This window comes from Flavobacterium araucananum, from assembly GCF_002222055.1.
In the GTDB taxonomy this organism is placed as follows: domain Bacteria; phylum Bacteroidota; class Bacteroidia; order Flavobacteriales; family Flavobacteriaceae; genus Flavobacterium; species Flavobacterium araucananum.
The window spans coordinates 1-12643 of sequence record NZ_MUGS01000007.1; the positions used below are offsets into that span (position 1 = coordinate 1).

The window sequence follows — 12643 nt, forward strand, 5'->3', positions numbered from 1 at the left end:
GAAGGGGCTGATATTATAAATTTATTATTTTTTCAAGTATCATCTATTATTTTACTTATTATTTTTTCAATATTGAATCCTTTAAAAATATTTATTAGTGCAAAAAGAGGAATAGATAATAGAAAAAAACAAAATAAAAAATATTTTGATATTATGGGATATAACATTCTACCATTAGACAATGCGTTAACGCCATATTTAATTACTATTTTATTTGTTTTTTTCTTCTCCTTAATTCTCATTGGATTTATATTAATCATTAACCATTGGGGAATCCCAATTTTCGAAGTACTAAAATTTCCATTTAGATTTGCGCGGAATGTAAATCAATCTGAATTGTATTATGGTGTTTATAGTTTTTTATTTTTAAACATAGGTTATATTCTTTACAATCCACAAAAATCTGTAGAATCATATTTATTAAAATTCAAAGTTTATGTCAACTCTGGAATTATAGCATTTTGTTTATGTGCATTTTTTATTTTATTTAATATGATTTTTTATTTTTCAGGAAACGATATAAATAATGACATATTTACAGATAAAGCAAAAATTGCATATGCAATGTTTTTTAATGTAGCTTTTATAGCAAATAGTTATTTAGTTGAAAAGAGGTATTTAAACATATAATAACGCTCAGGTAGATTATTCCCAAAAAATAGAAATAGAATTAGTACTCGATAATGCGTGGATAAAAACGGCAGGAGCTTTGCAACAAAATAATTAAAAAATGGATTTTTATATTAAACTCAAATTATAAAGAAGATGAAATTAATTCGATTTCTAATGCTTTAAAATCAATCATTCAAATAGAAGAATAACATAAGAGGAATGCTCTTCGTCAATAAAATTGGTTAAAAAAGCCCCATACTCTTCCCACCTCCTGAGGGGGATTGCAAAGCAATTTTTATTTTGGCCTTCTTTCTGAATTTCTTAATTGCATATTTTTTTAAATTTATTAGTTAATTTTATACATTCTTTTATTAAACATGTTTCAGTTCAAAACCGTAATGGTATTCAATTAATTTTTTACCATCTTCATAATTTTTAATCCAGCCTTCTTCATCATGACTTAATTTCACTATTTCATTTCTTGACATTCCATTAAATCTTCTTACAATGTCTTCCAAAGTATTTATCTCAATTTCAGTAAAATAATCTGGATTAAATATTCTATTTTCAATTGGTTTAAACTCTTCTCCATAATACCCATTACCATAGTCAATGGTTTTTATTTTAAAATTATTATCTCTTTGTAATGTTTCAAAAATAGTTTGAAAATTATTTGGAACAGGACCATAGTCAATTGCAACATATCTTGTTCCGCTTATTGAGAATGAAGTTTTTTTAAAGTTTAAAAAATCAGCATAAAAAAGCAATTTATTCATCACTGTTTTTAGAGGATTTAATTGCTGAGTGAAGTAAACGATCATCTCTGCCAATTTTTCAAGACTAGGCGATTTATAGCCTGTATAAATATCCGGATTACTATCCCCTAGAATATAGTTTTGAAAATCGATACTAAAATGATTCTTTCTTTCTTTTTGAATTAAATCATCGATGTATTCCAATAGATCTTTTTTCTCTGCATCACCAAAAATGCCTTGACTTTCTTCTACAAGTAATTTAAAAGATTTAGGATTCCTGGCTAATTGGATTAGTTTAGCATTTGCTAAACTTGGAACTTCACCATTTTCATAATTTCTATAAGTATTTACTCCAAAACCCAAAGAGAGTCCCATTTTGTTTGCCGGTAAACTATATTTTTTTCGAATACTTATTATTTCCTCAGGAAATGGTAAATTATATTTATCTAAATACTGATTATATACTTGAGTTAAATTTAATGTATCTAATTCTGTATCTGTAAAGCTCTCTTTACTTTCCTCACATAAATAAGAATGATGAGTATATGTAAATTCTTCTTTTCTGAAAATTAAATTTCTTTTCTCTTTTACCAGAGTCATTTCATTACCTGTAAATGGACTTCTCATATTAAATGTTTTTAAAAGGATAATCTAGAGGATTCTCTGAGATATGGAAAGAAATACAAAATGATTTTGATGGCAATATTGTAATTTTAATGTAAACTTCATTTCTTTTTACAATAACTCCAAAAATCCACATGGGGTTAGTACCATATTGATCATTTGTTAAGGGTCCTTGACAATAGTCCTCAATTGTTAGTTTCGACAAGACATTATCTCTATATTTTGCAGTTATTTCTAAATCGGCTAACCGTTTGTGTATTTTTATCTCTATTGGCATAAATGATCCCAAAAGCACTCATATTTGCTTTGAATTCTGCTAAGAAAACCTTGACATCATTTTTATCCATAATTAGCTAAAAATCTATTCCTGAAGATTTGGCAAAAGTACAAAACAAATCCACAAAAACAACTATATAGTTTTTTAATACTGATTAAATATACAATAAAATAACTATATAGTTGCATTTCAAAATAATTAAATAACAGGAATAATATGCTTATATACCATTTTCTCCTAACAAAACGATACTTGTTGAATTTATAAAACTTTTTTAATAACGCATAAGCACAAAGAAAAGAGAAATGTTTAACCTAGTGAAATAAAAAAACCCTTACAAACATAATGTCTGTAAGGGTTTTTAAGTGTGGTCCCACCTGGGCTCGAACCAGGGACCACCTGATTATGAGTCAGGTGCTCTAACCAGCTGAGCTATAGGACCGGTTGGAGGATGCAATATTACTACTATTTTCCGTTCACTCCAAATATTTTGGGATATGATTTCTATTTAATTTCAAATAATGGTAAGCTTTTTCAGAACATAATTGATTTTCAACACCTTATTTCAATTCCCAAAAAGACATTTTTTTATCTTATTTCCTGACAAAGCTCTACCAAAACGCCATTTGTGTTTTTTGGATGCAAAAAAACCACCAGTTTATTATCAGCCCCTTTCTTCGGGACCTCATTTATCAGTACGAAACCTTCGTTTTTTAGGCGTGTTATTTCCGCTTGGATATCTTCGACATCAAAAGCGATGTGATGAATGCCTTCGCCTTTTTTCTCCAGAAACTTAGCAATTGGACTTTCGGGGTTTGTTGCCACCAAAAGTTCAATCTTATTTGTTCCCGTTTGAAAAAAAGAGGTCAGAACCCCTTCGCTTTCCACAGATTCCATTTTGTAGGACGCAACTCCTAATAATTTTTCAAACAAGACATTTGCATCGTCCATATTTTTGACTGCAATACCAATATGCTCAATTTTATTTACCATTTTATTTAAATTTAAAACAAGAACTAACTACACTTTACTGATTGACATAGGTATTAAAATAACCACATTCAGCAATAACGTCCTGATAGTATTTTGTATCCGAGTATTCTTTTTTCAAGGTTTTAAAACCATTCCAGGCAAGAAAATTAATTTTATCCTCATCAGCTTCCCACCAATTTTTCAGGTTATTATACTTATTATTGTAATATTCGTTACGCTCGCATTTTGCCAGCATATAAATACATTTTGCTTTTTGCTCCCTGGTCGTTGCCGCCTCAAATGCTTTTTGATAATACATTTTAGGGATATCGCAGTTGGTAATCCTCTTTTTCATAGTATCCCTAAAGTTATAAGGGCTCGATCCGTAACCTATAATACTGATTTCATAAAAACTTCTGGCGTTCCCAAAATGGGTAATATTATAGAATGCATTCGCTAATAACAGACTATTGGTATAAACATCTTCTTTCTGAGCCAGTTTATCCTGCATTGCTTTTATTGTATTCAAAAAATCAATTTGTGTGTATTTCTTTTTTTGATATGCCGCATGGTCGCAATCGTGACAATCTTTAATATTTCCGTTAAACGGATTTCCGGAAAAAGTAGCATATTGCACAGAATCTGTTTGCTGCATAAACACAATTGCCTCCGGAATTTTGTTGTTGAAAGTCGCCTGAACTGCCTGGAAATTATTAATATCCTTTAATTTCAAACTATAAATCCCCGCTCCTATTTTCTCTATCTCGGTTTTATTAGCCTTAGACAAAAAGGCTTTCATGTCTGACAAATTCTTTTCGTTATCATAAAAAGAATTTCCTCCGCTCCAATAATAAGCATTAGAATAAGAGTCACCGCCAAACAATTCTACCATAACAGGATTTGCCTTTGCGCGATACAACGTAGCCAGATAATTTTTACTCCATCCCGCTGCATTTTGATAACGAAACTCACTTCCTTTATATGTTTTTGGAAGCTCCGTATACAACCAATTCAAATCGGCAAGGATTGTTTTTTCATTTTTATCCGTAAGCTTATCAATTTTGCTCATATTATTTACAAAACGAAGCAATCGCAATTGATACCCCGCCAACTCTGTCTTTGGCAATGTTTTCTCTGCTTTGTTCAAATTGATATCTGCAGCGGCATAATCGCCTTTTAGGGTTTGCAAATACCCTAATGAGATATCCCATAAATATGGTTTCTCTGTATTTCCGGCAGCAGCAATCTTAGCTACTAAATCAAAGCCTTTGGTATTAATTTTAGCCTTATTAAAATCTCTGTTTTCAGTCACGGTTTGTTTCACAACAGGCGAATTGTAATCGTCAGAATTTGTTTTTACATCAAACGAATCATTGATATCCTGCTCTTGTTTATTGACCAATCTGGTTAGCAAATAATTCAGATGTTCGCTTTTAGGGTCTAATTCATAAATTTTACCAATCGCCTGAGCTTCGTCTTTATAAAAACCATGAACTGCCCAAAGTGCTGCTTTTTCTTTATTGGTTTTTGCCATCATCAGAGATTTATTCCAATCTGTTTCGTTTTGCGGGCGAAAACTATAAGCTGTAACGATTCTTAATTCAGGACATTTATCAAATACCTGCGCATATAAATAATTGGAAGTCGAATATTTTTTCTGCTGATAATTAATTCCCGCCACATACGAAAGTGCGCGGTAATACAGGGTATTTTTAGCAACCGAAGCTTCGGTTTTATTAAAAAAATCAATCGCTTTTTTCTTGTTACTACTATAAAAATAGGCTTTTACGGTAAGAAACCAATACCTGTTTTTCAAGAATGGGTCTGAACTCGTATTGTAAACATTTTCGATCGACTGAATCATTTTTAAGTCTCCAAAAGTCTTTGCCACAACAGGATCATAACTCCAATAATCCGTATTAATAGATACCGTTTCTATTTTTTGAGCCAAATACAAAAACTCGATAAAGCTTTTGACTTTAGCCTCTTTCAGGTCAATCTTTTTACCCCATTTTAATGAAGTTTGATTTTCTTTTTTACTTTTAAAAAAAACATGAAGCTGCGTAATATCCGTTTTATTTTGAGCCGTTTTTTTCTCAGAAGAATACATTGACGTTTCATCGCCAATTAAAAAATAATTTACTGTTGCAGTATCTGCTTTTCCTTTAAGATAATTTGACCAATCTGATTTTATATTGTCATTGAATCTTGAATTGTGTTGCGTATCAAAACCAATTCCGTAAAAAATAGAACCCGACAAAAAAAGCGGAGAATACGATTTATCAGCAAATGTTTCGGGTGTGAAATTAGAATTATAATTTAAAAAGTCCCAGTCACCATTATCTGAGCAAGCGTAAATAACGCCATAAGCAAAAAGTAAAACCGTACTAGAAACAAGAAATAACTTGTTTAAAAATATTCTTTTCATAGTTTTTAATATTGAATTCGTCTAAATCGTAAAATATAATTTCTTTTGGGGCCTGAGCTTCATTTTCGCTTAAATCTGTAGCCATTTCTTTGAGATCTTCTGCCGAAATACGCTCTGTTTTAAGCAAATCTTTTTCTTGGTAATAAACACCGTTTTTATAATTAGATTGTTTTACCCTGAAAAAAATCGGGCTGATCTGCTCAAAATTTGCATCTTTTTTGAGATCGCTAAAATTTAATTTCGAACGAAGTCCCAAAATTTTCTCCTTCCGGATATGAATAGCCCACGAATAAACAGGAAGTGCATAATCAAGGTGCATTGGATATTTTTTTAAGCTTTGGAGGTATTTCTCAGAAATTTTCCGGCTGTAAATCGAGTTCAGAGAATCCGGCGCAATACTCCCCATATTATAATACATTAAAACACCGGAATCGACATTTGGAATTTTCGTTTTCCTGAAATATTTTACCTGATGCAAACGAATGGTAGCCGAAAGCTTTTTGTGTGAAATCTTTCTAAAACGTTCAATAAATTTAAGATAATTATCTTTACTGTTTAAAGTCCAGTCACAATCAATTTGAATTTCCTGACCTGTAATTTTGTTCTTTGCATTTATTTCTTCGACCAAGCGAACTGTTTTTTGAGCCAGATCATCGACATCCAGATTGGGCAACAACATAACTTTGTTTTGAATATAAACAACGGGAACAACATTAAAAGCAGCAACATTTGCCTGAAAACGAACAGGACTTACCGGGATTGGTTCTTTGGTCTGAGGATGCAAAGCGATATCAAAGTACCTAATATAGAGTTTACGGACTTCATTGTCTGCCAACACTTCTTTTTCTAGCGGAGACAATTTAAAGATGGTTTTCCAATAATAAAAAGCAACGACTGGCTTTTCATTTTTACCACAACTAATCAGTAAAAAAAACAGTACACCAACGAAAAATCTTCTTGTCAAAACCTGGAAAAATTATATTTGAAATCAAAAGTAAGAAATTATATCGTGTCGATGATTTCTAATTCGAAAAAATAGCAAGCCACAAAAGCTATAAATCCTAATAAATGGATAAAAAATTTCAATTAAAGCAAATATAATCGTTATTTTGTGCAATCAAATTCAGAAACCGTTATGTTGAAAAACAACTTCAGATATATTTCCTTTTTACTGGTATTTTTAATGTTGAGTTGCGCCAAACGAGGCAGCATTACCGGTGGACTAAAAGATACGCTTGCTCCTGTTTTAAGATACAGTTCTCCAAAAAACATGAGTACTAATTTTCAGGGAAATGAAATTATCCTGGGATTCGACGAATATGTAAAACTTAAAAACCTCAACAAACAGCTTATTATTTCGCCACCCATGAAACACGAGCCGTTGATTTTGCCTACTACCGCAAACAAGGTTATTACGATAAAAATCAAAGACACTTTGCAACCTAATACCACCTATAGTTTTAACTTTGGGCAAAGTATCGCAGATAACAATGAAGGTAACGCCATCAATCAGTTCAAGTATATTTTCTCGACAGGATCTTATATTGATTCCCTTTCTATAAGCGGACAAATTAAGGATGCCTACGAAAAAAACGTTGACAATTTTGTATCCGTAATGCTTTATGAAGTAAATGATACTTTTAAGGATTCTTTAATTTACAAAGAAAGCCCAAGATATATCACGAACACCCTGGACAGTTTAAGAACTTTTAAATTAGAAAACTTAAAGGCTGGAAAATATTTATTAGTAGCATTAAAAGACAAAGGTTCCAATAACAGATACAATCCAAAAGACGACAAAATTGGATTTCTTAAACATTATATCACAGTCCCTAACGATACGGTATTTGAGTTAGAATTATTCAAGGAAACGCTTCCGCTAAAAGCATTCAAACCTATTCAGGCTTCCGGCAACAGAGTATATCTGCCGTACGAAGGCAAACAAAACTTTAAACTTTCTAAACCTAAAATTGTCCTTAAAAACAATAATGCCATTCTGGAAACCATCGTGACTGCTTTTCCTAAAAAAGACTCTTTGCAAGTTTGGTACAAACCTGTAAAAGCAGATTCATTATCGATAGAAGTCAGCAGGGATAACTACGACAAAAAGTTTACCTTTAAGATCAAAGATCAAAAGAAAGACACCCTAAATATTACGGCACTACAAAGCGGTGTTCTTAATTTTAGAGAACGATTTACATTAGAATCGACAACTCCGTTGGTTAAATTTGATAAATCGAAAATGAGATTAATCAACAAAGATTCTGTTGCTGTAGATTTTAGTACAGAATACAACGAATTTGAACAAAAATTATATGTAGATTTCAAGAAAGAACCACTCGAAAAATACAAAATGACCTTTTTCCCGGGTGCTTTGACTGATTTTTATGAAAAAGCAAACGACACCTTGATTTATAAGTTAACGACAAAGGAATATGCTGATTACGGAAATCTGGTACTGAATTTAAAGAACGTAAAACGTTTTCCTATTATAGTCGAGGTAACCAATAAAAAAGGGGATGTTGTGTATGCAACAGACTACTCTGAAGGCAAAACCAAAATGGAGTTCAACTTAATGTTACCGGATTTGTTTACGATCAGGGTAATTTATGATGATAATAAAAACAAGCTTTACGATTCCGGAAACTTTTTGAAAAAAACGTATGCCGAAGAAGTCTTCTACTACCAATCTGATGTTGATGTGCGAACCAATTGGGACGTTGATCAGTCTATTGATTTAAGTGTACCTTTTAATCCTGAAGTAGAGAAAAAACAAGTTGACAAAAAGAAAAAAGAAGATGCCAAAAAGCGAAAAGCGTTCTAGATTTTAATCTCAAAGACGTCTTTATCACTCAGGAAATCGAGTTTTTTTCGAGTTTCCAACATTTCATTTTTATCCAGTTCAACAATAAAAACAGCCTCTGTTTCCTGTGGTTCCAGAATATAATTTCCCAAAAAATCGACCACCTGCGAATGTCCTGTGTGCTCATAATTGTTAGCATCCAGCCCTACCCTGTTTACACCAACTGCATAACTTAAATTCTCGATTGCCCTGGCTTTTAGCAAAGCATCCCAGGCATTGGTGCGTACTTTGGGCCAGTTGGCAACATACAATAGCAAGTCATAATTTTCGATATTTCGTGCAAAAACCGGAAATCTTAAATCGTAACAAACCTGCAGGCAAATTTTCCAATCCAGGTATTCTACGATCACCTTTTCGTTTCCGTTGGTATAAAATTTATCCTCTCCGGCCAGCGAAAACAAATGACGCTTGTTATAATATTTAATTTCTCCTGACGGAAATACAAATACCATACGGTTATAATACTTTTCATTTTCGACAATAATCAAACTTCCTGTAATAGCGAAGTTTTTTTGTTTTGCCAACGTCTTTAACCATAACACTGTCTCGCCCTGCATTGTTTCTGCAACTGCCTGCGCATTCATGGTAAATCCTGTAGAAAACATTTCCGGAAGCACCACTAAATTAACGGTTGAACCGATCTGATTTATTTTCGATTCGAAGCTATTTCTGTTTTTAACAGCGTCTTCCCAATAAAGGTCTGATTGTATAAGTGCGATTTTCATATTTCAAAAATACGAATTTTAAGATTAAAATTGTTTTTTCTAAAAAAAGCATTATTTGCAAAATTTTCTCAAAACACCTTTATAAATCGCACTTCTTTTGGATATTAAAAATACTTCACGAAAAAATATTGCAAAAAATATGCGCTTTATGCAAAAAATATGCAAATGTGAAAAATAAATATTTATATTTGATCGCCAATAAAAACCAAAAAACATGAAAACCACAGAATTATGAAAACAAAGCTAATTTCATTAGTATTTATTGGGGGGATGATCTTCTCAGCAAATGCGAAAGAGGTTGCAATTAAAAAGCACCTTTTTGAACAAAAAAGCAATCAGATTGAAATTACCGGTCAGATTTTAGGTCAGGATGACGGGATGCCAATTGCCGGAGCTACTATTTATGCCGAAAGCAACAGCAAAAACGCTACAATATCTGATGAAAACGGAAAATTCAAACTAAATGTTCCGGAAAACGAAAGCCACATTGTTATATCCTACATGGGCTACCAACCACTCCATTTTCCGCTCATTCAATCTGCAAATTTAATCATAAGATTAAAACCGGCCGAAAATGTTCTGGATCAGGTATTAGTAACCGCATTAGGAGTTAAAAAAAGCAGCAAAGCTATTGCTTATGCCGTAACAGAGCTTAAAGGAACTGAATTTACAAAGGCAAAAGAAACCAATATTGCCAATGCATTAGTAGGTAAAATTGCAGGTGTAAACGTGAGCAGCACCGCAACAGGCCCTAACGGTTCCAGCCGTGTTGTAATACGAGGAAACGGATCGCTAAACGGGAATAACCAGCCTATGTATGTCGTAAATGATTTACCTATTGACAATACACAACTAAACTTGCCCGGAATTGGAAACGGTCCCGGATCTACCAGAATCAATGTCGATCGTGGCGACGGAACTTCTGTAATAAATGCAGATGATATTAAAACCATAACCGTTCTAAAAGGCGGGACAGCAGCGGCACTATACGGTGCAAATGCTGCAAATGGTGTTATCCTGATCCAGACCAAAAGAGGTACTGCTCAAAAAGGGATCGGGGTGGATTATAATACGTCATTTACATTCGAAACGCCATCGATTATACCAGACTGGCAGTACGAATACGGTTCCGGAGCAAACGGCAAAAAACCAACCACGCAAGCCGAAGCCGTTGCAGATGGTCGCTGGTCGTGGGGTGCCAAAATTGACGGAACAGATGTAGTACAATTTGATGGAGTGGCAAGACCTTATGTGGCTCAAAAAAACAACATTAAAAACTTCTACAACACAGGAACAACTTTTATTAACTCTCTTGCTTTGTCAGGAGGAAACGAAAAAGCAACGGGACGTCTTTCTTTCTCAAACATGGAAAATAAAGGTATTGTACCCAATTCTGATTTTAATCGAAAAAGCCTTAATATCGCCAGTAATGTCAACCTGACAAATTGGTTAAAATTTGATGTAGTCGCGCAATATAACTTAGAAAAATCCAACAACAGAGTAACAGTTTCTGATGCCGAAGCAAACCCAAACTGGGGTACCTACATGATCGCCAATACAGTCGACATTAGAAATCTTGCTCCGGGATATGATGCAAATGGTGTAGAACAAGCCTGGAATCCGGTTGCTGTGGCAACAAATCCCTATTTTGTTGTCAATAAAATTAAAAATAACGACACCAAAAATCGTTTTATCGGGATGTTGAATGTAAAATTAAACTTTACTCCAGAATTGTTTCTTCAGGGTAGAATTGGTCAGGATTTTACAGATTATGAATTCTTTGGCTATATCCCAAAAACAACTTTAAACAATCCGGTTGGATATGCACAGGGATCAAGAATGAAAATATCAAACATAAATTCTGAGGCAATTCTTAACTATACCAAGAAAAACATCTACAATGATTTCTCTTTAAATGCCTTAGTTGGGGTAAACTCCCGTACCAACTTAAGAGACGAAACCAGAGTCGAAGGTTCCAACTACGTATTAGACGATTTTTATGCCTTGAGCAATTTATCTACACTTGCCTATAGTTATCCTTACGGAAAAACCAAAACAAACTCGGTTTATGGTGCTGCAGATTTCGATTATAAAAACATCGTTTTCCTGAACATTACAGGACGTCAGGATTGGTTCTCTACACTTTCTAAAGAAAACAATACAGTATTTTATCCTTCTGTAGGAACAAGTGTTATTGTATCTGATATTGTAACAATGCCGGAATTTGTATCATTTGCCAAACTAAGAAGTTCATGGGCACAAGTGGGTGGTGCAACGCCGGATCCTTATGCACTAAACCAATCTTACTCTATGATTCAGGGTGGGCATAACGGGCAGCAGTTGCAAGGACCAACAAGTTCCAGAGTTCCCAACCCAACTTTAAGTCCGTTGACCTCTACAACATTTGAGATTGGAACTGATTTAGGGTTTTTCCACAACCGTTTAAACCTTGATTTTGCGTGGTACAACCGTGCAACAACCAATGATATTGTCGAAACTACAATCTCTAACGCTTCAGGATCAAGTACAGCTTTATTGAATCTTGGAAAAATGAGAAACAAAGGAGTTGAAGTTTTATTGAGTGGAAAAATCATCAATTCAGAAAATTTCTCGTGGGAAGCCAGTTTCAACGGATCCTATAATCAAAACACAGTCGAAGCACTTACAGATCAGTTAAACTCCATCACGATGGCAACATCTGTAAACGGATATGTTACCATAACAAGTGATGTTGGTCGCCCGTACAGTATCATAAAAGGATACAAACCTCGTGTTGATGCCAACGGAAATACAGTTTATAATGTAAGTGGCGGTTCTGCCACTATAGCACAAGGGCCACTTCAGGAATTAGGTCAGGGAGTGCATCCCTGGGCAGCAGGAATTAGCAACGAATTCAAATACAAAAACATCTCGTTTAGCTTTTTGATCGATGGTAAATTTGGAGGAAGCTTATATTCCGGAACAGATTTGTACGGGACCCGTATGGGATTAACAAAATTAACCCTTGAGGGTCGTGAAAACGGTTTGCCAATAAAAGGAGTTGACACAAACGGAAATCCGGTTGATATGGTTATTGCTCCGGAAAACTTAAGAACATACTATGATGGTTTAAGAAACATCTCGTCAACATTTGTTTACGATGCCAGTTTTATAAAACTACGTCAGGTAATTTTAGGGTACGACTTACCAATTCAAAAAATAAAAGGATTATCAAAACTTCAGGGAGCATCCGTTTCATTTGTAGCAAGAAACCTATTCATTCTTTATAAGAAAACACCAAACGTAGATCCTGAATCTGTATTTAGTGCAGGAAATGCTCAGGGTGTAGAACAATTTGGAGTGCCAAAAACGAGAAGTTTCGGTTTAAGTTTAAATGTTAAATTTTAA

At 33.7% G+C, this 12643-nt stretch carries 9 protein-coding genes and 1 tRNA gene; 3 read left to right on the forward strand and 7 right to left on the reverse strand.

Annotation, left to right across the window (positions count from 1 at the left end; all coding sequences use genetic code 11):
* On the forward strand, positions 1-630 hold a 630-nt coding region (locus tag B0A64_RS25090; protein WP_165769771.1), incomplete at its 5' end, for a hypothetical protein.
* A 353-nt stretch (positions 631-983) separates the two neighbouring features.
* On the opposite strand, the gene B0A64_RS06860 is transcribed toward B0A64_RS25090, so the two are convergent.
* The 6 genes from B0A64_RS06860 to B0A64_RS06885 all read right to left on the reverse strand — a co-directional run bounded on the left by B0A64_RS06860 (position 984) and on the right by B0A64_RS06885 (position 6632).
* Positions 984-1994, reverse strand: a complete 1011-nt coding sequence (locus tag B0A64_RS06860; protein ID WP_089478781.1) for a type II toxin-antitoxin system antitoxin SocA domain-containing protein — start codon at positions 1992-1994, stop codon at positions 984-986.
* 1 nt (position 1995) lies between these two features.
* Positions 1996-2280: a hypothetical protein gene (locus B0A64_RS06865; protein WP_089478782.1), complete on the reverse strand. Its 285-nt coding sequence runs from the start codon at positions 2278-2280 to the stop codon at positions 1996-1998.
* A 356-nt stretch (positions 2281-2636) separates the two neighbouring features.
* Positions 2637-2710 (reverse strand) — tRNA-Ile (locus tag B0A64_RS06870).
* Between the two features lie 146 nt (positions 2711-2856).
* Positions 2857-3261, reverse strand: a complete 405-nt coding sequence (mce, locus tag B0A64_RS06875) for a methylmalonyl-CoA epimerase (RefSeq protein ID WP_089478783.1) — start codon at positions 3259-3261, stop codon at positions 2857-2859.
* Positions 3262-3295: 34 nt separating this feature from the next.
* Positions 3296-5668, reverse strand: coding sequence for a hypothetical protein (locus B0A64_RS06880; RefSeq protein ID WP_089478784.1), 2373 nt, complete (start codon positions 5666-5668; stop codon positions 3296-3298).
* Positions 5628-6632 (reverse strand): hypothetical protein, encoded by a 1005-nt coding sequence (locus tag B0A64_RS06885; protein ID WP_089478785.1) that lies wholly within the window; start codon positions 6630-6632, stop codon positions 5628-5630. The genes B0A64_RS06880 and B0A64_RS06885 overlap by 41 nt, the downstream gene beginning before the upstream one ends.
* A gap of 171 nt (positions 6633-6803) precedes the next feature.
* Between B0A64_RS06885 and B0A64_RS06890 the strand changes: the two genes are divergently transcribed.
* A complete protein-coding gene (locus tag B0A64_RS06890; RefSeq protein ID WP_089478786.1) occupies positions 6804-8492 on the forward strand; it encodes an Ig-like domain-containing protein in 1689 nt (562 codons plus the stop codon).
* Here the strand turns inward: B0A64_RS06890 and B0A64_RS06895 are convergent.
* Positions 8489-9256 carry a nitrilase family protein gene (locus B0A64_RS06895; protein WP_089478787.1) on the reverse strand — a complete coding sequence of 256 codons (768 nt, stop codon included), beginning with the start codon at positions 9254-9256 and terminating at the stop codon, positions 8489-8491. The genes B0A64_RS06890 and B0A64_RS06895 overlap by 4 nt on opposite strands.
* 231 nt (positions 9257-9487) lie before the next feature.
* Between B0A64_RS06895 and B0A64_RS06900 the strand changes: the two genes are divergently transcribed.
* Positions 9488-12643, forward strand: coding sequence for a SusC/RagA family TonB-linked outer membrane protein (locus B0A64_RS06900; RefSeq protein WP_089478788.1), 3156 nt, complete (start codon positions 9488-9490; stop codon positions 12641-12643).

What these genes read in the sequence shown, in the direction of transcription:
- B0A64_RS06860 (WP_089478781.1), bottom strand. Translation starts at nt 1,994, where the DNA reads ATGAGAAGTCCATTTACAGGTAATGAAATGACTCTGGTAAAAGAGAAA.
- mce (WP_089478783.1), bottom strand. Translation starts at nt 3,261, where the DNA reads ATGGTAAATAAAATTGAGCATATTGGTATTGCAGTCAAAAATATGGAC.
- B0A64_RS06880 (WP_089478784.1), bottom strand. Translation starts at nt 5,668, where the DNA reads ATGAAAAGAATATTTTTAAACAAGTTATTTCTTGTTTCTAGTACGGTT.
- B0A64_RS06890 (WP_089478786.1), top strand. Translation starts at nt 6,804, where the DNA reads ATGTTGAAAAACAACTTCAGATATATTTCCTTTTTACTGGTATTTTTA.
- B0A64_RS06895 (WP_089478787.1), bottom strand. Translation starts at nt 9,256, where the DNA reads ATGAAAATCGCACTTATACAATCAGACCTTTATTGGGAAGACGCTGTT.
- B0A64_RS06900 (WP_089478788.1), top strand. Translation starts at nt 9,488, where the DNA reads ATGAAAACAAAGCTAATTTCATTAGTATTTATTGGGGGGATGATCTTC.